At 61.4% G+C, this 22,336-nt stretch carries 17 protein-coding genes; 16 read left to right on the top strand and 1 reads right to left on the bottom strand.

Annotated elements, in window-relative coordinates:
* The first annotated feature begins 4 nt into the window (after positions 1 to 4).
* The 13 genes from HU719_RS04540 (at position 5) to HU719_RS04480 (ending at position 15,553) form a co-directional block, all read left to right on the top strand.
* Positions 5 to 205, top strand: a complete 201-nt coding sequence (locus HU719_RS04540) for a cbb3-type cytochrome oxidase subunit 3 (protein ID WP_186536482.1) — start codon at positions 5 to 7, stop codon at positions 203 to 205.
* Positions 202 to 1,191: a cytochrome-c oxidase, cbb3-type subunit III gene (ccoP, locus tag HU719_RS04535; protein ID WP_186536481.1), complete on the top strand. Its 990-nt coding sequence runs from the start codon at positions 202 to 204 to the stop codon at positions 1,189 to 1,191. The genes HU719_RS04540 and ccoP overlap by 4 nt, the downstream gene beginning before the upstream one ends.
* A 777-nt stretch (positions 1,192 to 1,968) precedes the next feature.
* Positions 1,969 to 3,384, top strand: a complete 1,416-nt coding sequence (ccoG, locus tag HU719_RS04530) for a cytochrome c oxidase accessory protein CcoG (RefSeq protein ID WP_186537465.1) — start codon at positions 1,969 to 1,971, stop codon at positions 3,382 to 3,384.
* A gap of 15 nt (positions 3,385 to 3,399) precedes the next feature.
* Positions 3,400 to 3,927, top strand: a complete 528-nt coding sequence (locus HU719_RS04525; protein ID WP_186537466.1) for a FixH family protein — start codon at positions 3,400 to 3,402, stop codon at positions 3,925 to 3,927.
* Between the two features lie 49 nt (positions 3,928 to 3,976).
* Positions 3,977 to 6,442: a heavy metal translocating P-type ATPase gene (locus tag HU719_RS04520; protein WP_186537467.1), complete on the top strand. Its 2,466-nt coding sequence runs from the start codon at positions 3,977 to 3,979 to the stop codon at positions 6,440 to 6,442.
* Positions 6,424 to 6,636, top strand: coding sequence for a cbb3-type cytochrome oxidase assembly protein CcoS (gene ccoS / locus HU719_RS04515; protein WP_186537468.1), 213 nt, complete (start codon positions 6,424 to 6,426; stop codon positions 6,634 to 6,636). The genes HU719_RS04520 and ccoS overlap by 19 nt, the downstream gene beginning before the upstream one ends.
* On the top strand, positions 6,629 to 7,312 hold the full coding sequence (locus HU719_RS04510; RefSeq protein WP_186537469.1) for a sulfite exporter TauE/SafE family protein: 684 nt from the start codon (positions 6,629 to 6,631) through the stop codon (positions 7,310 to 7,312). Before ccoS ends, HU719_RS04510 begins: the two co-directional genes overlap by 8 nt.
* A gap of 130 nt (positions 7,313 to 7,442) precedes the next feature.
* Entirely contained in the window at positions 7,443 to 8,324 is an 882-nt protein-coding gene (locus tag HU719_RS04505) for an IS5 family transposase (protein ID WP_225917103.1), read from the top strand.
* A 378-nt stretch (positions 8,325 to 8,702) separates the two neighbouring features.
* A complete protein-coding gene (locus HU719_RS04500) occupies positions 8,703 to 11,228 on the top strand; it encodes a glycosyltransferase family 2 protein (protein ID WP_186537490.1) in 2,526 nt (841 codons plus the stop codon).
* A gap of 175 nt (positions 11,229 to 11,403) precedes the next feature.
* Positions 11,404 to 12,384 (top strand): IS5 family transposase, encoded by a 981-nt coding sequence (locus HU719_RS04495; protein WP_217843713.1) that lies wholly within the window; start codon positions 11,404 to 11,406, stop codon positions 12,382 to 12,384.
* 286 nt (positions 12,385 to 12,670) lie between these two features.
* Positions 12,671 to 14,053, top strand: coding sequence for an oxygen-independent coproporphyrinogen III oxidase (gene hemN, locus HU719_RS04490; protein ID WP_186522885.1), 1,383 nt, complete (start codon positions 12,671 to 12,673; stop codon positions 14,051 to 14,053).
* A 166-nt stretch (positions 14,054 to 14,219) separates the two neighbouring features.
* Positions 14,220 to 14,954 carry a Crp/Fnr family transcriptional regulator FnrA gene (gene fnrA, locus HU719_RS04485; RefSeq protein ID WP_186522886.1) on the top strand — a complete coding sequence of 245 codons (735 nt, stop codon included), beginning with the start codon at positions 14,220 to 14,222 and terminating at the stop codon, positions 14,952 to 14,954.
* A 50-nt stretch (positions 14,955 to 15,004) separates the two neighbouring features.
* The gene (locus tag HU719_RS04480; RefSeq protein ID WP_186522887.1) at positions 15,005 to 15,553 is read left to right on the top strand and encodes an adenine phosphoribosyltransferase; all 549 of its coding nucleotides are present in this window, start codon (positions 15,005 to 15,007) and stop codon (positions 15,551 to 15,553) included.
* Positions 15,554 to 15,965: 412 nt separating this feature from the next.
* Here HU719_RS04480 and HU719_RS04475 read toward each other — a convergent pair whose 3' ends face one another.
* Positions 15,966 to 16,385, bottom strand: coding sequence for a DUF2628 domain-containing protein (locus tag HU719_RS04475; RefSeq protein ID WP_186520872.1), 420 nt, complete (start codon positions 16,383 to 16,385; stop codon positions 15,966 to 15,968).
* 320 nt (positions 16,386 to 16,705) lie between these two features.
* Here HU719_RS04475 and HU719_RS04470 point away from each other — a divergent pair, with 320 nt between their 5' ends.
* From HU719_RS04470 to HU719_RS04460, 3 genes are read left to right on the top strand one after another with little or no spacing between them, the layout of a single operon-like run.
* On the top strand, positions 16,706 to 17,944 hold the full coding sequence (locus tag HU719_RS04470) for an exonuclease SbcCD subunit D C-terminal domain-containing protein (protein WP_186520873.1): 1,239 nt from the start codon (positions 16,706 to 16,708) through the stop codon (positions 17,942 to 17,944).
* Entirely contained in the window at positions 17,941 to 21,585 is a 3,645-nt protein-coding gene (locus HU719_RS04465) for an SbcC/MukB-like Walker B domain-containing protein (protein ID WP_186536615.1), read from the top strand. Before HU719_RS04470 ends, HU719_RS04465 begins: the two co-directional genes overlap by 4 nt.
* Entirely contained in the window at positions 21,582 to 22,175 is a 594-nt protein-coding gene (locus HU719_RS04460; RefSeq protein ID WP_186536626.1) for a glutathione S-transferase N-terminal domain-containing protein, read from the top strand. The genes HU719_RS04465 and HU719_RS04460 overlap by 4 nt, the downstream gene beginning before the upstream one ends.
* Positions 22,176 to 22,336 lie beyond the last annotated feature (161 nt).

The following is a 22,336-nucleotide window of genomic DNA, read 5'->3' as shown; positions in this document are numbered from 1 at the left end:
GCTGATGGATATCGGGATGATTCGCGGCCTCGGCACCGTGGTGGTGCTGGTGGCATTCATTGGCCTGGCGCTGTGGGTGTTCAGCCCGCGGCGCAAGCAGGACTTCGATGAGGCAACGCAACTGCCGTTCGCCGATGACCCCGACGCCACCCGGCACGTCGAGCAAGCGAAAGCGCAAAACGCTTCAGGGAGCAAACAACAATGACAACCTTCTGGAGTTTGTACGTCACCGTACTGACACTAGGCACCATCTTCGCCTTGACCTGGCTGCTGCTGTCGACCCGCAAGGGCCAGCGCGAGGAAATCACCGACGAGACCGTGGGCCATGCCTTCGACGGCATCGAGGAATACGACAACCCGCTGCCACAATGGTGGTTCTGGCTGTTCGTCGGCACCATCGTCTTCGCCCTCGGCTACCTGGTGCTGTACCCGGGCCTGGGCAACTGGAAAGGCGTGCTGCCGGGCTATTCGTACCTGGACAACGACAAACAGACGGAATTTTCCAACGGCCAGGCCGGCTGGACCGGTGTGCATGAGTGGGAAAAGGAAATGGCCAAGGCCGATGCCCGCTTCGGGCCGATCTTCGCCAAGTTCGCCGCCATGCCGCTGGAAGAAGTGGCCAAGGACCCGCAGGCCTTGAAGATGGGCGCGCGCCTGTTCGCCTCCAACTGCTCGGTGTGCCACGGCTCGGACGCCAAGGGCGCCTACGGTTTCCCCAACCTTACCGACAGCGACTGGCGCTGGGGCGGCGAGCCGGAAACCATCAAGACCACCATCATGGGTGGGCGCCACGGCGTGATGCCGGGCTGGGGCACGGTGATCGGCGAGCAGGGTGTGGCTGATGTGGCGGCATTCGTGCTGACCAATCTGGACGGCCGCAAACTGCCAGAAGGCGCCAAGGCCGACCCGGTCAAAGGCCAGCAGATTTTCGCGACCAACTGCGTGGCCTGCCACGGCCCCGAAGGCAAAGGCACCCCGGCGATGGGCGCCCCTAACCTGACCCACCCGCAGGCGTTCATCTACGGCTCTAGCTTCGCCCAGCTGCAACAAACCATCCGCTACGGCCGCCAGGGCCAGATGCCCGCGCAGGAACAACTGCAAGGCAACGACAAAGTGCACCTGCTGGCAGCGTATGTGTACAGCCTGTCGCAGCAGAAGGAGCAGCAGCCAGAGGAACAAGCGCAGAAGTAAGCCACTCGCTTTTGACGTTGATCTTGATCTTGCTTCTAAGCGCGCGATAGATCAGGCGACGCAGAGTGCGACTTCAGGAGGCCGAACGCAGGGCTTGCGTAGGGAGGTGACGGCCATGGATGGCCGTCAAGCGCCGATCGGGCCAGGGACGGCCCGTCGGCGCGCCCTCCCGGAGCAAGCCCGGAGTGAGGGAACCCCGAAGCGAAGCGTAGGGGCCGGATGATGGGAGCGAGCGGCTTTGGTTACTTTGGCCATGACCAAAGTAACCCGCCGTAAGGGCGGAAAGGTGACTAAGCGTCGACATCACCAATGAATGCGCATACACCTGTAAGAACCATCGCTAGCCTGTACCGGCCTCATCGCAGACTATCGCCAGCTCTCATAGAACAAACGCTAACTATCTGATTTACATAGATAACGTGGGAGCGGGCTTGCCCCGCGATGGATGGCACCGGCGACGCCGGTATCGCGGGGCAAGCCCGCTCCCACGGTGCCCAGTTCTCTGCGCGACAGCGCAGCCCGGAAGGGCTGGGTGATCTCCCATAGTGACAGCCACCAAAGAATCGAAGCCAGAGAAAAACAGCCCCACCTGACCTGGATCAATTGACACCCGCCATATCACGTTTATTCAAAGCCCCCAACGCGACTAAGTGTCGCAGCAAGGCCCCGAGCTGCCATCAGCGGCGTATCATGGGCCGCATAGCGCTAGCACAACGCGCATGACCGCGGCCAGCACGCACAGGCCGCGGCGTTTCTCCACTGCCGTGGGACTAGATGATGAGCAAGCAAATACCGGTACATGATGTAACCCCGCCTGCCAGCAAAGGGAAGGATTCCGTCGACCTCTACGCCTCGCGCGAAAAAATCTACACCCGCGCCTTCACCGGCCTTTTCCGCCGCCTGCGCATGGTCGGCGGCGCCGGCCTGTTCCTGCTCTACTTCGGCACCGTATGGCTGAACTGGGGCGGCCACCAGGCCGTATGGTGGAACCTGCCCGAGCGCAAGTTCTACATCTTCGGCGCCACCATCTGGCCGCAAGACTTCATCCTGCTGTCCGGCATCCTCATCGTCGCAGCCTTTGGCTTGTTCTTCATCACCGTCTACGCCGGGCGCGTCTGGTGCGGCTACACCTGCCCGCAGAGCGTCTGGACCTGGGTGTTCATGTGGTGCGAAAAAGTCACCGAAGGCGACCGCAACCAGCGCATGAAACTCGACAAGGCGCCCATGAGCGCCAACAAGTTCGTGCGCAAGCTGGCCAAGCACAGCCTATGGCTGCTGATCGGCTTCGTCACTGGCATGACCTTCGTCGGCTACTTCGCCCCGATTCGCGAACTGGTGTACGAATTCTTCACCGGCCAAGCCGACGGCTGGGCCTACTTCTGGGTTGGCTTCTTCACCCTGGCCACCTACGGCAACGCCGGCTGGCTGCGCGAGCAGGTGTGCATCTACATGTGCCCCTACGCCCGCTTCCAGAGCGTAATGTTCGACAAAGACACACTGATCGTCTCCTACGACCCGCGCCGCGGCGAAACCCGCGGCCCGCGCAAAAAAGATGCCGACTACAAGGCCCAGGGCTTGGGCGACTGCATCGACTGCACCATGTGCGTGCAGGTCTGCCCCACCGGCATCGACATCCGCGACGGCCTGCAGGTCGAGTGCATTGGCTGCGCCGCGTGCATCGATGCCTGCGACACCATCATGGACAAGATGAACTACCCCAAAGGCCTGATCAGCTATACCACCGAGCACAACCTGTCCGGTCAGAAAACCAACATGCTGCGACCACGCCTGATCGGCTACGCCTTGGTGCTGCTGGTGATGATCGGCGCCCTGGCCACCGCCTTCGCCATCCGCCCGCTGGTCGGCTTCGACGTCGCCAAGGACCGCGTGCTGTACCGCGAAAACGCCCAAGGGCGGATCGAGAACGTGTACAGCCTCAAAGTGATGAACAAGGACCAGCGCGACCACGTCTACCTGCTCGACGCCACCGGCGTGCCAGACCTGCAACTGACCGGCCAGCGCGAGATCCGCGTGGCAGCAGGCGACATCGTCAGCCTGCCGGTGCAGCTGTCGGTCGCCCCGCAAAGCCTGCCGTCGACCACCAACGAAATCACCTTCACCCTGAAAGACGCCGACGACAGCGCCAGCCAGGTCGAAGCCAAGAGCCGCTTCATCGGCCCACAGATCCGTTAAGAGAGAACCTGCACAATGCCTGCCGCCACCGCCGTCAGCCCTTGGTACAAACACCTCTGGCCCTGGATCATCATCGGTATCCTCACCACCTCCGTGTGCCTGAGCCTGACCATGGTCAGCATCGCCGTGCGCAACCCCGACAACCTGGTCAACGACAACTATTATGAGGCTGGTAAAGGCATCAACCGCTCGCTCGACCGCGAGCTGCTGGCGCAGACCCTGAACCTCAAGGCCAGCATCTACCTGGACGAGTTGACCGGTGAGGTCCAGGTGCGCCTGAGCGGCAACAGCAGCCCGCAAACCCTGGAGCTGAACCTGATTTCGCCAACCCAGCCGGACCGCGACCGCAAGGTGCAACTGGCGCGCAGCGAGCCGGGCCGTTACGTTGGCCAGCTCGACGACAAAGTCGAAGGGCGGCGTTTCGTCGAGCTGCTCGGCAGCCAGGACGGCCACGTATGGCGCTTGTTCGAGGAAGAAAAGGTCGAGCACGGCGTGGCCTTGCAACTGGGTGATGAAGCCATCCAAGGCGCCGAACGCCTGTAGCAGCGGCCTTGTGCCGCCAAAGGGCCCGCGTCAGCCAGAAGAGATGTAGATGAACCACCCAACCCCCTGCTATCACTGCGCCCTGCCCGTACCTGCCGGCAGCCGCTTCACCGCCGTGGTGCTTGGCGAGCCGCGGGCGTTCTGCTGCCCAGGCTGCCAGGCGGTGGCCGAGTCCATTGTCGCGGGGGGCCTTGAGCACTATTACCAGCACCGCAGCGACAGCAGCGCCAACCCCGAGGCCCTGCCCCGGCAGCTACAGGACGAACTGGCGCTGTATGACCGTGACGATGTGCAACGCAACTTCGTGCGCCACGCAGGTGAACTGGCCGAAGCCACCTTGTTGGTCGAAGGCATCAGTTGCGCCGCATGTGGCTGGCTGATCGAAAAACACCTGCGCAACCTGCCAGGGGTCAGCGAAGCACGCCTGAACCTGTCCAACCACCGCCTGCTGCTCAGTTGGGCCGACGCCGAGCTGCCGCTGTCAACGCTGCTGGCCGAGCTGCGCCACATCGGCTACGCCGCACACCCCTATCAGCCGGACAAAGCCGCCGAGCAACTGGCCCAGGAAAACCGCAGCGCCTTGCGCCGGCTGGGTGTGGCCGGGCTGTTGTGGTTCCAGGCAATGATGGCAACCATGGCCACCTGGCCGGAATTCAACATCGACCTGTCACCCGAACTGCACACCATCCTGCGCTGGGTGGCGCTGTTCCTGACCATCCCTATCGTGTTCTACAGCTGCGCGCCGTTTTTCAAAGGCGCCGCCCGCGACCTGCGTACGCGCCACCTGACCATGGATGTCTCGGTATCGCTGGCCATCGGCCTGGCCTTCGGTGCCGGTATCTGGACAGCGATCACCGGCAGCGGCGAGCTGTATTTCGACACCGTGGGCATGTTCGCGCTGTTCCTGCTCACCGGCCGCTACCTCGAACGGCGCGCCCGCGAGCGCACGGCGGCGGCCACCGCGCAACTGGTCAACCTGCTGCCAGCCTCGTGCCTGCGGGTGGGTAGCGATGGCCAGGCCGAACGCATTCTGCTGGGCGAATTGCAGTGTGGCGACCATGTGCAGGTGCTGCCTGGGGCGGTCATTCCTGCGGATGGTTGCATTGTCGAGGGGCGCTCCAGCGTCGATGAGTCGCTGTTGACCGGCGAATACCTGCCACAGCCCCGGCGCGCTGGCGACCGGGTTACCGGCGGCACGCTCAATGTCGAAAGCGCACTGACCGTGCAAGTGCAGGCGCTCGGCCAGGACTCGCGCCTGTCAGCCATCGTCCGCCTGCTGGAGCGGGCGCAATCAGAAAAACCGCGCCTGGCCGAAATCGCCGACCGCGCCTCGCAGTGGTTCCTGCTGTTCACCCTGGTTGCGGCAGCAGTGATCGGCATTGTGTGGTGGCAACTGGATGCCGGGCGCGCGTTCTGGATCGTGCTGGCGATGCTGGTTGCCACCTGCCCTTGCGCGCTGTCACTGGCCACCCCCACGGCGCTCACGGCCGCCACCGGCACCTTGCACAAGCTTGGCTTGCTGGTGACCCGGGGCCATGTGCTGGAAGGCCTGAACCAGGTCGATACGGTCATTTTCGACAAGACCGGCACCCTCACCGAAGGCCGCCTGGCACTGCGCAGCATCCGCCCCCTGGGGCGCCTCGATAGCGACCAGTGCCTGGCCCTGGCCGCCGCCCTGGAAAACCGCTCCGAGCACCCCATCGCCCGCGCCTTCGGCCGCGCCGCCCGCCCCGCCGACGCGGTCAATGCCGTGCCCGGGCTCGGGCTTGAGGGGGTGGTCGACGACTTGCGCCTGCGCATCGGCCAGGCCACCTTCGTCTGCGCCCTGAGCGGCGCCGAAATACCAGCGGTGCCCGAACAACGCGGGCAATGGCTGCTGCTGGGCGACCGCCAAGGCCCGCTGGCCTGGTTCGGCATGGATGACCGCCTGCGCGAAGATGCCGCAGGCCTGGTCGCAGCCTGCAAGGCGCGCGGCTGGCAGACCCTGCTGTTGTCCGGCGACAGCTCGCCGATGGTCGCCGAGGTGGCCCAGCAACTGGGCATCGACCAGGCTGTAGGCGGCATGCGCCCGGACGACAAACTGGCCCGCCTGAAACAACTACAGGCCGCAGGGCGCAAGGTACTGATGCTCGGCGATGGGGTCAACGACGTGCCGGTACTGGCTGCCGCCGACATCAGTATCGCCATGGGCAGCGCCACGGACCTGGCCAAGACCAGCGCCGATGCGGTGCTGCTGTCGAACAACCTCAATGCGTTGGTGCAGGCCTTCACGCTTGCCCGGCGCACGCGGCGCAACATTGTCGAAAACCTGCTCTGGGCGAGCCTGTACAATGGCCTCATGTTGCCGTTCGCAGCGCTTGGCTGGGTCACCCCGGCATGGGCGGCGGTCGGCATGTCGCTCAGCTCGCTGATCGTCGTGCTCAATGCGCTGCGCCTGACCCGTCAAGCCAAGGCCCAGCCCGAACCGGCAGCAGCGCCACTTGCAAGGAACACCCTATGCCCGCCCTCTACGTGATGATCCCCGCAGCCCTGCTGCTGGTGGGCGTTGCCGTGTACATTTTCTTCTGGGCGGTGGACAGCGGCCAGTACGAAGACCTTGAAAGCCCGGCGCACAGCATTCTGTTCGATGACCAGGACCCACGCCACCAGGCCGCGGTCAAGGCCGGGGACGCCAAGCACGACGACCAGGCGCCGCCGCCAAATGCCTGACCTGCTGCCACTGCTGGGCTCTGCCCTGGTGCTTGGCCTGCTAGGCGGTGGCCACTGCCTGGGCATGTGCGGCGGTTTGATGGGCGCACTGACCATGGCCATCCCCGCCGAGCAACGCGCCCGCCGCTTGCGCTTGTTGCTCGCCTACAACCTCGGCAGGGTGCTCAGTTATGCCTGCGCCGGCCTGTTGCTCGGCCTGGCCGGCGTGGCCTTGGCCAGCAGCCCGCTGGCCGCTGTGCTGCGGGTGGTGGCCGCACTGCTGCTGATCACCATGGGCCTGTACCTGGCCGGCTGGTGGAGTGGTCTGACCCGCATCGAAGCGCTGGGCCGCGGGCTGTGGCGCCGGGTGCAGCCAGTGGCGAGCCGATTGTTGCCGGTGTCCAGCGTGCCCCGTGCGCTGCTGCTGGGTGCGTTGTGGGGCTGGCTGCCGTGCGGGCTGGTCTACAGCACGCTGCTGTGGGCGGCCAGCCAAGGCAATGCGCTGCACAGCGCAGCGTTGATGCTGGCGTTCGGCGCCGGCACCTGGCCGGTACTGCTGGCGACGGGGCTGGCGGCTGAGCGCGTTGGTGCAGTGATCCGCAGGCGCGGGGTACGCATGGCCGGAGGCGTGCTGGTGATACTGTTCGGGCTATGGACCCTGCCGGGGCCGCATCAGCACTGGCTGATGGGGCACTAGGGAAATTCTGAAAAAGGCTTCCTGATTTGGCAAAATCTCCGGATACCAGTCGCCGAGCTTTTCGATGATGAAACAGATGTCCTTCGCCGACGCCGAGTAAGCCGGCAAGCGCAAGCAGACCCGTAAGGAGTTGTTCCTGATCGAGATGGATCAGGTGGTGCCCTGGAAGGGTTTGATTGCGCTGATCGAGCCGCATTATCCAAAGGGTGAAGGTGGTCGTCCGGCCTACCCATTGATGGCGATGCTGCGTGTACATCTGATGCAGAACTGGTTCGGCTACAGCGATCCGGCGATGGAAGAGGCTTTGTATGAGACGACCATTCTGCGTCAGTTTTCTGGTCTGAGCCTTGAGCGAATCCCGGACGAAACTACCATTCTCAATTTCCGCCGATTGCTGGAAAAGCACGACTTGGCGACCGGAATTCTCGGCGTCATCAATGGTTATCTGGGCGACCGTGGCCTGTCGTTGCGTCAGGGCACCATCGTCGATGCCACCCTGATTCATGCCCCCAGTTCGACCAAGAACAAGGACGGCAAGCGCGATCCCGAGATGCACCAGACAAAGAAGGGAAACCAGTATTACTTCGGGGCCAAAGCACATATCGGTGTCGATGATGAGTCGGGCCTGGCGCACAGCGTGGTGGTCACGGCGGCCAATGTTGAGGAAGACGTGGTGTGCGCCGATGCGGGTTACACCGGGGCCGAGAAGCGCGAAGAGCACGCGGGGCGCGAGGTAATCTGGCAAATTTCAGCCCGACGCAGCACTTACAAAAAGCATGGAAAACGCAGTGCCCTGTACAAGGCGATACGCAAGATCGAGAAGGCCAAGGCTCAGGTTCGCGCCAAGGTCGAGCACCCGCTTCGGGTGATCAAGCGCCAGTTCGGTTATACGAAGGTGCGCTTGCGAGGCTTGGTGAAGAACACTGCACAGATGGTGACGCTGTTCGCTCTGTCGAACCTGTGGATGGCACGCCGACACTTGTTGGCGAACGCAGGAGAAGTGCGCGTGTAATACAGGAAATGGCTGCGGCGCAGTGGCTTGCACTGGCCGATGAGCCTGAAAAGTCGAAGAGGATTGGTCAAATTTCGACGTGCGTCGTTTTTTGAAGTGCTGATCGTTCGATAGCCGGAAAATATCCGGCCATTTCAGACCATCCCTAGCCCACCGACTGCCTACCTGTCATCGTTCTCAACGCGGTCCTGCACCGTACGATTATTTTAGGCAAGCGCCAAACGCTACTTTCAATTGTCAACTGGCAAAAATGCCAGCTGTGTGAGTAGTGCTACGGGGTCATGATCAATATCAGTGATGCCTTAGCGTGGGATCACTTGAACATGCCACGACAGCGAGCGCTGTTCTGCTTATCCGCCTGAATAATGAGGTGCGACGATGAGTGTGATGCACTGGGGGTTGGTTATCAATGGAATAGCGTTGTTTTTAGTGGTCATGTTTAAAGCGTTGCTGCAGGCGCGTAAATCAAAAGTCATCCAGTCGATGTATTCCATCAGAAGTGCATCCTATGCGCCGTATTCAAATAGTTCGTCTTTCGAAAAGCGCAGTCGTGTAACAGTCAAGCAAATGACTCGAGAGCTGACGGTGCTCAGTCGCTACCTACCACACATTCGGACTTACTCCGTTTCTGGTGTTCAGGCATGGATACCACGTATTGCTGGTTCGTTGGGCATGAAGGTCAGTTTGGGTATTTGGATTTGTGATGACGAAAGAAAGAATGCAATGGAGATTGCCCGGGCAGTAGTGATCTTGCGTAAGTGTAATAACATTGTGCGGGTTGTGGTAGGTAATGAGGTTTTGTTTAGGCATGATTTGCCATTGGGGCGACTCAAGGAATATATGCGCGAAGTGAAGTTGATAACAGAGCTTCCGGTGACAACTGCGGAGCTTTGGCACATATGGTTGAGCCATCCCTCCTTGTCCGATTACGTAGATGAAATAACCATACATACGCTTCCGTTCTGGGAAGGCGTGTGCCTTGCTGATGCGGTGAACCACACGGTGAGCGCGGTGGGCAAGGTGATTTCAGCATTTCCGGGCCGAAAGATCTATGTCGGCGAAGTAGGGTGGCCCTCTGGTGGGCATGCACTGAATACAATGCCTGCAGATGAGTATCAACAAGCGGAATATATTAGAGGCGTGATCAGTGAGTTCAACAGCATGGGGGTGGATTACAATGTGATCGAAGCATTCGATCAGCGTTGGAAACGCTCGGAAGGCACGGTGGGCCGGCATTGGGGGATGTTCAGGAGTGACGGGAGGGTAAAGTTTGTACTCGGCGGAAAAACCTCAGTCCCTGTTAAAGGGATTCAAGTATTCTTGTACGAATTCTTTAGAGGCGCGCTAGGTCGAGCATTACTACTTTGCAGCGGGTTCGCCATGTTGCTTGCGCTCGCCGAAAGGGTATGGTACGGGCTTTCGACTTTGTCTCCGGTCGATCAATTGGTTGCGATCAATGTATGGTGCGCGTGGTGTATCTGCGTGCTCTTGATCTCGCTACACGAAACAGTCGACGGGTACTTGATGCCACGGAACAACACTTTTTTTTCAGCGCCTGACAGCGAGGGCCAGGTTTCCTACAAAGTCGCTATCCACATCGCGTGCAGAAATGAGCCGCCCACTATGGTGAAAGATACATTGTCCCGGATAAGCGAGCTGTTCCATGGGGATTATGAGGTTCATGTTATTGACAATAATACGGATCAGGAAAGTTTCTGGATGCCGGTCCAGGCACACTGCCTCGCCTTAGGGAGTAAATTCAAGTTCTGGCGGGTTGAGAGGATTGCCGGTAATAAGGGTGGGGCATTAAATTTCTTGCTGGATAAGACGTCTGATGACGTTGATATAATTGCTGTGGTTGATTCGGATTATCAGGTCGAGCAGGACTGGCTAGGGCTTACTTCTCTATTTTATGATCCTGAAGTCGCTGTTCTGCAGTCGCCGCAGGATTATCGTGACCAAGTTTCGCTGTTCAAGAGGTTGTGCTATTACGAATATAAGAGTTTCTTCAATGTCGGCATGCTGATTCGAAACAATTTCAATGCCATCATCCTTCATGGCACCATGACGTTGATCCGCGCGCGGGTACTGAGGACGCTCCGATGGTCGGAGCAATGTGTCTGTGAGGATGCCGAGCTTGGATTGAGGATTCTTCAACAGGGGCACAAGATGAGATATATTCCGGTTTCTTACGGGAAAGGCCTGATGCCGGATAATTTCTATGACTACAAGCGCCAACGTTTCCGCTGGGTGAGGGGGGCAGTACAGATCCTGAGAGGCCATGCGAAAATAATTTTCCTAAAAAATGAACAGCTCTCATGGACACAACGCTATCAATTCGTCATCGGGTGGATGCACTGGCTGTCCCAAGCGGGAGGACTATTGATGACAAGTGCGCTTATTGGATGGTCGGCACTTTCCTTGGTGGCACCTTCGGCCGCGTCCTCCTACCCTCTGCTTATATCGGGCTCACTGGTCGGAGCCTTTCTGGTTACGCTGTTCGCTCAAACAGTCCTTTATGTGCGTTACAGCCCGGATGGAACTTCCAATGCGTGGCTGTCGATTCTTGCAAGTCATGCATTGAATCATGTCGTCGCACAGGCGGTGTTTTATTCGATTTGGTCGAAGTCGACGAGGTTTATCGTGACGCCCAAGCAGACGGCTAGCAGCTCTCTAGGCAGAGTTCTGAGTAGCTGTGCTGGAGAGGCGTTATTATTTGCCATGTTGATGGCTTGTGCATTACTGGTCATGTGCTTGCCAGCACTGACATTGTCCTCTGTGGTGTGGAGCGTGATGTTGATTACCCGCAGTTTTCCTTATGCAGCTGCATTGGTCATGGCGTGTTTGTCCGCGGCAGCGAAGCGCCCTGAAACGAGCATGGGCAGTCACAAAAAAACATTGTGAATGATCGCGATGCCAAGGCCAGCTTGCCGTAGCGCCCTTGGAGTATCCTGGGCTTGCTGATGTGCACGAAATCTCATAATGATCAGGCATTGCTCAGAGGCCTGTTAGGGAAATTCTGAAAAAGGCTTCCTGATTTGGCAAAATCTCCGGATACCAGTCGCCGAGCTTTTCGATGATGAAACAGATGTCCTTCGCCGACGCCGAGTACGCCGGCAAGCGCAAGCAGACCCGTAAGGAGTTGTTCCTGATCGAGATGGATCAGGTGGTGCCCTGGAAGGGTTTGATTGCGCTGATCGAGCCGCATTATCCAAAGGGTGAAGGTGGTCGTCCGGCCTACCCATTGATGGCGATGCTGCGTGTACATCTGATGCAGAACTGGTTCGGCTACAGCGATCCGGCGATGGAAGAGGCTTTGTATGAGACGACCATTCTGCGTCAGTTTTCTGGTCTGAGCCTTGAGCGAATCCCGGACGAAACTACCATTCTCAATTTCCGCCGATTGCTGGAAAAGCACGACTTGGCGACCGGGATTCTCGGCGTCATCAATGGTTATCTGGGCGACCGTGGCCTGTCGTTGCGTCAGGGCACCATCGTCGATGCCACCCTGATTCATGCCCCCAGCTCGACCAAGAACAAGGACGGCAAGCGCGATCCCGAGATGCACCAGACGAAGAAGGGAAACCAGTATTACTTCGTGGCCAAAGCACATATTGGTGTCGATGATGAGTCGGGCCTGGTGCACAGCGTGGTGGTCACGGCGGCCAATGTTGCGGACGTCACGCAGGTCGGCAAACTGCTGCACGGTGAGGAAAACGTGGTGTGCGCCGATGCGGGTTACACCGAGGCCGAGAAGCGCGAAGAGCACGCGGGGCGCGAGGTCATCTGGCAAATTGCAGCCCGACGCAGCACTTACAAAAAGCATGGAAAACGCAGTGCCCTGTACAAGGCGATACGCAAGATCGAGAAGGCCAAGGCTCAGGTTCGCGCCAAGGTCGAGCACCCGTTTCGGGTAAGCAAGCGCCAGTTCGGTTATACGAAGGTGCGCTTGCGAGGCTTGGTGAAGAACACTGCACAGATGGTGACGCTGTTCGCTCTGTCGAACCTGTGGATGGCACGCCGACATTTGTTGGCGAACGCAGGAGAAGTGCGCGTGTAATACGGGAAATGGCTGCGGCGCAGTGGCTTGCAGTGGCTTGCAGTGGCTTGCAGTGGCCGATGAGCCTGAAAAGTCGAAGAGGATTGGTCAAATTTCGACGTGCGTCGTTTTTTGAAGTGCTGATCGTTCGATAGCCGGAAAATATCCGGCTATTTCAGACCATCCCTAGGGGCAGCTAAAAGCTTGCAGCTCGCTGCAGGCGCTTGCAGCTTGATACAAATCAACATAGAAACTTACATCCATCCCTAGACTCCGGGTACTGCTGCTCTATCCGGGGACTGCCCACATGCTCGAAGAACTTCACTGGGACCCCGACCTGATCCGCCGCTACGATCTGGCCGGGCCACGCTACACCTCTTACCCGACCGCCGTGCAACTGCACAGCGAGGTGGGCTCGTTCGACCTGCTCCACGCGCTGCGCGAAAGCCGCCGGGCGGCACGTCCGCTGTCGCTGTACGTGCATGTGCCGTTCTGCGCCAACATCTGCTACTACTGCGCCTGCAACAAAGTCATCACCAAGGACCGCGGCCGCGCCGCACCTTACCTGCAACGCCTGGAGCAGGAAATCCAGCTGATCGCCTGCCACCTCGACCCCAAACAGCGCGTCGAGCAGTTGCACTTTGGCGGCGGCACGCCGACTTTTCTCAGCCATGCCGAATTGCGCCAGTTGATGGCCACGCTGCGCCAGCATTTCAACCTGCTGGACGACGACTCTGGCGACTATGGCATCGAACTGGACCCGCGTGAGGCCGACTGGTCGACCATGGGCCTGCTGCGCGAACTGGGCTTCAACCGCGTCAGCCTCGGTGTGCAGGACCTCGACCCGGCCGTACAGCGCGCGGTCAACCGCCTGCAAAGCCTGGAGCAGACCCGCGCCCTGATTGAAGCGGCGCGCACGCTGCAGTTCCGCTCGGTCAACCTTGACCTGATCTACGGCCTGCCCAAGCAGACGCCAGAAGGCTTTGCACGCACCGTCGAGGAGGTGATCCGCCTGCAACCGGACCGCCTTTCAGTGTTCAACTATGCCCACCTGCCCGAGCGTTTCATGCCGCAGCGGCGCATCGACAGCAACGACCTGCCGGGCCCGGCAGCCAAGCTTGAAATGCTCCACGCCACCATCGAACAGCTCACCGCTGCAGGCTATCGCTACATCGGTATGGACCACTTCGCCCTGCCCGACGACGAGCTGGCCATCGCCCAGGAAGAAGGCACCCTGCAGCGTAATTTCCAGGGTTACACCACCCATGGCCACTGCGACCTGATCGGCCTCGGGGTGTCGTCGATCAGCCAGATCGGCGACCTGTACTGCCAGAACAGCAGCGACCTCAACACCTACCAGGACGCCCTCTCCCACGCCCAACTGGCCACCCAGCGCGGCCTGCTTTGCAATGAGGACGATCGCCTGCGCCGCGCGGTGATCCAGCAGTTGATCTGCCATTTCGAACTGGACTTCGAGCAGATCGAACGCGCCTTCCTGATCGATTTCCGCGGCTACTTCAACGAGCAATGGCCGCAGCTTCAAGCCATGCAACGCGACGGCCTGATCAGCCTGGACGCCAAGGGCATCCGCGTCCTGCCGGCCGGGCGCCTGCTGGTGCGCTCGGTGTGCATGGTGTTCGATGCGTACCTGGCTCAACAAAATCGTCAGCGCTTTTCGAGGGTAATCTGAACAGATAGAGACGTTTGACCACATGGACAGCTTGCCTTGGCAGGCACACTATGGACAGTAGAGGCTAACGCCGTCAGCACGCACCAGAACAGCGCACGCTGGCTTACCGACCTTGTCGTGGGTTACCCTTACGACTTATGTGTGCTTTCTCACAAGGATCGAAGAAATGTCTGAGCCAGTAAAACTGCGCCCACACAACCAGGCCCATTGCAAGGATTGCAGCCTGGCCCCCCTGTGCCTGCCGCTGTCGCTCAACCTTGAGGATATGGACGCACTGGATGACATCGTCAAACGCGGCCGCCCACTGAAAAAAGGCGAGTTCCTGTTCCGCCAAGGTGACGATTTCGGCTCGGTTTACGCAGTCCGCTCTGGCGCGCTGAAAACCTTCAGCCTGAGCGACAGTGGTGAAGAACAAATCACCGGTTTCCACCTGCCCAGCGAGCTGGTCGGCCTGTCCGGCATGGACACCGAAGCCTACCCGGTGTCGGCCCAGGCCCAGGAAACCACCTCGGTGTGCGAAATCCCCTTCGAACGGCTTGATGAGTTGTCGGTGCAGTTGCCGCAACTGCGCCGCCAGTTGATGCGGGTGATGAGCCGCGAAATCCGCGATGACCAGCAAATGATGCTGCTGCTGTCGAAAAAGACCGCCGATGAGCGCATCGCCACCTTCCTGGTCAACCTGTCGGCGCGCTTCCGCGCACGCGGCTATTCGGCCAACCAGTTCCGCCTGAGCATGTCGCGCAACGAAATCGGCAACTACCTGGGCCTGGCGGTCGAGACCGTATCGCGGGTGTTTACCCGCTTCCAGCAGAATGGCCTGCTCAAGGCCGAGGGCAAGGAAGTGCACATCCTCGACCCGATCCAGCTGTGCGCGCTGGCAGGCGGCGCCATAGAAGCCTGACCGCCGGAACAGGTATACTGGCGCCTTGGTTTTTCCAGGATACCTGCCCCATGCACAGCGACACGTTCGACCTCAAAGCCCTGATCCGCCCGGTAGTGGACTTCCCGAAACCGGGCGTCATCTTCCGCGACATCACCCCGCTGTTCCAGTCACCACGCGGGCTGCGCTATGTGGCCGACCAGTTCATCGAGCGCTATGTCGAAGCTGAATTCAGCCACATCGGTGCAATGGACGCGCGGGGCTTTCTGATTGGCTCGATCATCGCCCACCAACTGAACAAGCCGCTGATCCTGTTCCGTAAACAGGGCAAGCTGCCGGCTGACGTGCTGTCTGAGGGTTACCAGACCGAATACGGCGAGGCCTTCCTGGAAGTGCATGCCGACAGTCTGTGCGATGGCGATTCGGTGTTGCTGTTCGATGACCTGATTGCCACGGGTGGCACGCTGCTGGCGGCGGCCAACCTGATCCGCCGCACCGGCGCGCAGGTGTTTGAAGCAGCGGCAATCATCGACCTGCCTGAGCTTGAGGGTTCGCAGCGCTTGCAGGCGGCGGGCGTGCCGACCTTCTGCCTGACCGAGTTTTCGCTTAGCGAGTATTGATCGGCGTCTTATTGCGTGAAGCGGGTGGTGGCCTCATCGCAGGCTAGCGCCAGCTACCCCGCAGGCCGCGCTCAACCGCACCAAGGCTGGTTGGACCCAATCCTGTGGGAAATGATAGACAGTCGTGGCGAGCGGGCTTGTCCCGCGTTGGGCTGCGCAGCAGCCCTGAAAACCTCAAGGGCTGCGGCGCAGCCCAACGCGGGACAAGCCCGCTCGCCACAAAGGAGCTCGCCACAAGGAGATATGTCTGGCGGGAACAGGTTCGTACAAAACCATAGAATCTCCCACAGGATCTGTGTCAGACCTCTATATCACAGGCTGGCGTAGTATTTGTGGGAGCTGGCGCTAGCCTGCGATGAGGCCAGCAAACACAGCGGCGTTGCCTGGCCTTTAGCCATCGCAGGCCAACCCCTTATTTCTCGAACGGGTTCCAGCCCTGCTGGCCTTTCACTTCTTTCAGGTAGTAGGCGTAGTTGGTGGTCATCGCCCACAGCACCGCCAGGCCACAATTGATGCCGGTATCCAGTGCACGCGGCAGCAGCGTGCCGGTCACTGTTTCATAAATGGCCAATACCACGCCCACGCCCACGGAAATCCCCAGCAGCGCCAGGTTCTTCTTCCACAGCCCCAGCACGAACAGGTAGATCGGCCCAAAGAAGAAGGCCAGGAAGTTCATGTTGATCAGCATGCGCTTGCCCGTTGGCAATGCCTTGAACGCCTCCTTGAACGTCTCGCTGAACGGGCCGCCGTTCTTCTCGAAGAACGCGAAGCGCTCCTGCCATTTCGGCTTGTAACCGCTCAAATCAACTTTGCTCAGCGAAATATTGTCCATTTTCGTTCCTTCGGGGCTTTCGAGTAGGCAAGCGGTGCGCGCATCCATGCCGCCGCAAGCAGGGTCAAAAAACGCGCCCGGCCTGCGCCCACGCGCAATCCCCGGGCCAAGGCAACGGCAATGGCATCCACGGGCAGGCAGGTGGGGGCAGGCAAGAGGCGGGGTTCATTCAACATCCTTGTTTCCAAATATTTAATCACCCCCACGCAGAGCGGACAAGCTGCCATCGCTCAGGCGCTGCAACCGGCCCAGTTGGGTTACCATAGCCGCCCTCTGCGAGTGCCCCTTAAAAGCAACGACTCGACACCTACAGGTCACCCATGCGTCTGTTTCACACCTCCGACTGGCACCTGGGCCAGAGCCTGCACGGCCAGGAACGCGACTTCGAACACAATTGCTTCCTGGACTGGCTGCTCGGCCAACTGCGCCTGCGCAACCCCGATGCCCTGCTGATCGCCGGCGATATCTTCGACACCGTCAACCCGCCGGTCAAAGCCCAGGAACGGCTATACGACTTTATCGTCCAGGCCCACGAGCAACAGCCCAAACTCGACATCGTGATGATTGCCGGCAACCACGACTCCGGTTCGCGCATCGAGCTGCCTGCGCCTTTGATGCGTCGCCTGCGCACCCATGCGCTGGGCCGCGTGCACTGGCTCGACGAGGGCCAGCTCGATGCCGAGCGCCTGTTGATCCCACTCACCAACGCCCGTGGCAAAGTCAGCGCCTGGTGCCTGGCCCTGCCCTTCCTGCGCCCCGCCGAAGTCACCGGCCCCACTCTTGGCGATGACTACCTGCAAGGCATCACCCAGGTGCACGAGCAACTTATCCAGGCGGCGCTGAAAAAACGCAAGAAAGACCAGGCGTTGGTTGCCATCAGCCATGCGCACATGGCCGGCGGCAGCATCAGCGAAGACTCCGAGCGCAGCCTGATCATCGGCAACGCCGAGGCTCTGCCGGCGCGCTTGTTCGACAAGGCCATCGCTTACGTCGCCCTGGGCCATCTGCACAAACCGCAGAAGGTCAACCGCGAGGCGCGCATCCGCTACAGCGGCGCGCCGATCCCGCTGTCGTTCGCCGAAATCAACTACCCGCACCAGGTGCTGGAGGTCGAGCTCGACGGCAGCGAACTGGTCAGCGTTGAGCCGCGCCTGGTGCCGCGCGCCGTAGCCCTGCAACGGCTGGGCCCGGCACCGCTGAGCGAGCTGCTCGAACAGCTCGCCGAACTGCCGGTGATCGACCTGCTCGATGACCCCAACCGCCAGCCGTGGCTTGAGGTCCGGGTACGCCTGGACGAACCGCAGCCAGACCTGCGCCTGCAACTGGAAAACGCCCTGCAAGGCAAAGCCGTGCGGCTGGTGCGCATCAGCGCCGAATACGCAGGCGCAGGCCGTGATACAGACGACGCACAAGCCTTTGTCGAGCTTTCCCAGATGACCCCGCACGACCTGTTTGGCCGCGCCTGGGAGCAGGCCTACGGCAGCCCCGCCGATGAGCAGGCCCTGGCCGACTTCGCCGAGCTGCTGCAGGACGTGCTGCAAGAAGAGGAACAGCCATGAAGATTCTCGCCATCCGCCTGAAGAACCTGGCCTCCCTTGCCGGCCCCGTCGATATCGACTTCACTGCCGAGCCCCTGGCCAGCGCCGGGCTGTTCGCCATCACCGGCCCCACCGGCGCCGGCAAGAGCACCTTGCTCGACGCCCTGTGCCTGGCGCTGTTCGGCACCGTGCCGAGGCTCAACGACATTGGCCGCGAAGCCAAGGTGCCCGACGCCGATGGCGACATCCCCACCTCCGACCCGCGCAACCTGTTGCGGCGCGGTACCGGCAGCGGGTTCGCCGAGGTGGATTTCATCGGTATCGACGGGCGCCGTTACCGCGCCCGCTGGGAAGCCAACCGCGCCCGCGAGAAAGCCAACGGCAAGTTGCAGCACAGCCGCCAGAGCCTGTACGACCTGGACGCCGAGCAACTGCTGGGCAGCGGCAAAAACGAATACAAGCAACTGGTCGAAGCGCGCCTGGGCCTGAACTTCGAGCAGTTCACCCGTGCGGTGATGTTGGCCCAGAGCGAATTCGGCGCCTTCCTCAAGGCCGATGACCGTGAGCGCAGCGAACTGCTGGAAAAGCTTACCAATACCGCGATCTACACCCGCCTGGGCCAACGCGCATTCAGCAAGGCACGCGAAACCGCTGAAGCGCACAGCGACCTGAAAAAACAGGCCGAGCACCTGCTGCCGATGGATGCCGAAGCACGCGCCGCGCTCGACCTGGAGCTGGAGCAGGCGCAGCAGCAGTTCAAGGCCGGCCAGGCGCGCCAGCGCCAGCTTGAACAGCAACGCGCCTGGCTGAATGAACAACAGCAATTGCAGGCCCAGCACAGCGAGGCCCACCAGGCGCTGGAAAGCGCCGAACAGCAATGGCAGCAAATGGCCGGGCAACGCCTGGACCTGCAGCGCCTCGAACGCCTGGCGCCGCAACGCCACCAGTTCCATCGCCTGCAAAGCCTGGCGGCGCAATTGCTGCCGTTGCTGGCCGAGATCGACCAGCAACAGCAGCAGCAGTCTGCCCTGCAACTGCGCACCGAAGAACAGGAGCAGGCCCTGGCCGGCGCTCGCCAGGCGCTTGAGCAACACCAGACCAAACACGCCGAGGACGCCCCGAAGCTACGCCTGGCCTTTGCCGGCCAAGCCGATCTGGCCCGCCTCGACAACGACCTTGCCGAGCAAAACGTGGCCTGCCAGCAAGCCGCCACCGCTGTCGAAGAAGCCCAGCAACAGGTTCAGCAACTGGACGAAAACCAACAGCGCAGCCTGCAACAATTGGCGCAGATCGACGCAGCCCTCGCCCAGAGCACGCACTTGGCAAGCCTGGCCGACGCCTGGCAGGCCTACCTGCCGCAGCTCAAGCAAGTGATGCTGATTGGCGGGCGCCTGAGCAAAGGCCATGAAGAACTGCCGGGCCTGCAAGCCCAGGTCAGCCAGGCCAATGCGCAGTTGCAAGCGCAACGCGACAGCTTCGAGCTGCTCTTTCGCGAAGCAGGCGCCGAACCCCATGCCCTGGCCGAGCAGATCGACCTGCTCGGCGGCATGCTGCAAGACAACCGCAAGCAGCAACGCGCCGTCGAAGAGCTGTCGCGCCTGCACGCCCGCGACCTGGAACTGCGCCAAACCCTCGATAGCCTGCGTGAGCGCCAACAGCAGGCCATGCAGCAGCGCCAGCAACTGATCGGCGAAGGCACCGCAGCCAAAACCGAACTGCAAGCCGCCGAGCAAGCCCTGGCCCTGACCCGGCAGTTGCTCGAGCGCCAGCGCCTGGCGCGCACCAGCAGCGTCGAGGACCTGCGCGCACAGCTGCGTGACGGCGAAGCCTGCCCGGTGTGCGGCAGTGCCGAGCACCCATTCCATCAGCCCGAGGCCTTGCTGCAGAGCCTGGGCCGGCACGATCAGGCCGAAGAAGACGCCGCGCAAAAGCAGGTTGAGCAGCTCAACGGCAAGCTGGTCGAACTGCGCACCCAACTGGGCGTGATCAATGCCCAGCTCAAGGAATACCAGCAGCAACAACTGCAACTGGGTGAACAGTTGCAACCGCTTGCAGGCCAACTCCAGGCCCACGCCCTGTGGCCCGCCCTCGCGCCGCAGGACGACAAGGCCCGTAGCAGCTGGCTCGATGGCCAGCTACGGCGCCTGGGCGAAGAAATCGACCGCGATGAGAAACGCCAGAGCGCGCTGCTGGCACTGCAACGCGAAGCCGCCAGCCTCAGCCAGCGCCTGCAAGCGGCCAACGAGGCGCAGCAGCAGGCCCAACGCCATCTGGACCAGCAGCACCAGGCGCTGGCTGCCGATCAGCAGCAGCTCGAACAAGGCCTGAACGACTTGGCCAGCGTGCTGCCAGCCGAGATCCTCCAGGCGCTGCGCGACGACCCGGCCAACGCCTTCCTCAGCCTCGACCAGCAGATTGTCCTGCGCCGCCAGCAACTGGACCAGCGCAAGGACGAGCAGCAGGAACAACAGGCCCGTCAGCAGCAACTGGACAAGCTGCGCGACCAACAGCAAAGCCGCCAGCTCAGCCTGCAACAAGCGCAGCAAAAACTCGCCACCACCGAGGCGCAGCGCCAGCAAGCGCAGGCCGCGCTGGCCGAATTGCTCGGTGAACACCCCAGTGCCGAAGCCTGGCAGCAGCACGTCGACACACAACTGGAACAAGCGCGCAGCGCCCAGGCCGAGAGCGCCCAACACGTGCAGGACCTGCGCACCCAGGGTGTGCAACTGGCCGGTGAGCTCAAAGCCAATCATCAGCGCCAGCAAGCACTGGAGCAGGAGCACCAGCAACTGCAAGCGCAGATCGCGCAGTGGCGAGCAGAACACCCCGAGCTTGACGATGCCGGCCTTGACCGCCTGCTGGCCATAGACGACACGCAACTGGCCGAGCTGCGCCAGCAGTTGCACAACGCCGACAAGGCCATCGAGCAGGGCCGCGTGTTGTTGCAAGAGCGTGAACAACGCCTGCAACAGCACAGCGCCCAGGCCCACGCCGAACTGCCGGTCGAAACCCTCGAACAGAGCCTTGCCGACCTGCAGCAGCAACTGGCCGGCCAGGAGCAGCAATGCGCCGAACTGCGTGCCCGCCAGGCCGACGACCAACGTCGTCAGCAGGCCTGTGCCGCACTCAACGAACAGATCGACCAAGCCTACCAGCAATGGCAGCGCTGGGCGCGGCTGAACAGCCTGATCGGCTCGGCCTCAGGCGATGTGTTCCGCAAGATCGCCCAAGGCTACAACCTCGACCTGCTGCTGCACCATGCCAACAGCCAACTGCGCCAGCTGGCCAGGCGCTACCGCCTCAAGCGCGGCGGCAGTGCCCTTGGCCTGCTGGTGCTGGACACCGAGATGGGGGACGAGATGCGCTCGGTGCACTCGCTGTCGGGCGGTGAAACCTTCCTGGTATCGCTGGCCCTGGCCCTAGGCCTGGCGTCGATGGCCTCCAGCACCTTGCGCATCGAGTCGCTGTTCATCGACGAGGGCTTCGGCAGCCTCGACCCCGAGTCGCTGCAACTGGCGATGGACGCGCTGGACGGCCTGCAGGCCCAAGGCCGCAAGGTGGCGGTCATTTCCCACGTGCAAGAAATGCACGAGCGGATCCCGGTGCAGATCCAGGTTCGGCGCCAAGGTAACGGCCTGAGTGATGTCGAGGTGTGCGGTTGATCCTGTACTCGTTCCGCCGCTGCCCCTGGGCGATGCGCGCACGCCTGGCACTGCGCTACGCCGAGTGTGACGTGCAGGTGTGTGAAGTGGCGATGAAGAACAAGCCGGCCGAGCTGCTGGCACTGTCGCCCAAGGGCACAGTGCCGGTGCTCGATACCGGTGCTCAAGTGCTGGAAGAGAGCCTTGAGATCATGCGCTGGGCCTTGGCCCGGCATGACCCCGACGATTGGCGCCTGATGGCAGACGCGGCTGGCGCCGAGCAAGCCGAAGCGTTGATTGCCTGCAACGACAGCACCTTCAAGGCGCAGGTGAACCTGTACAAATACGCCGAGCGATACCCGCAGCATTCTCGCGACTATTATCGGCAGGACGCCGAAACCTGGCTGGCGAGGCTGGAAAGCCTGCTCGAAGGGAGCCCGTACCTGCTAGCCAACCACCCCAGCCTGGCCGATGCGGCGCTGCTGCCTCTGCTGCGCCAGTTTGCCGGGGTAGAACCTGCGTGGTTCGCCCAAGCGCCCTACCCGCGCTTGCGCACCTGGCTGGAGCACTGGCTGGAATCAGCGTTGTTCAAGGCGGTGATGGCGAAGTGATCAAGCCTGCGCCACCACCGGTTGAGCTCTCAGATCGCCAGGATCGGCGCAGACATCACCAATAGCACTACTGCTGTAATACGCCACATCATGCTCAGCCCCTCGATGAGTCAAAAATACAGCGTCAATTAAAACATATGGCGCAGTGCCACTACTAACGC

It is taken from the genome of Pseudomonas farsensis, assembly GCF_014268805.2.
Taxonomy (GTDB): Bacteria; Pseudomonadota; Gammaproteobacteria; order Pseudomonadales; family Pseudomonadaceae; genus Aquipseudomonas; species Aquipseudomonas farsensis.
This window is presented reverse-complemented; position numbering and strand designations above follow the sequence as displayed.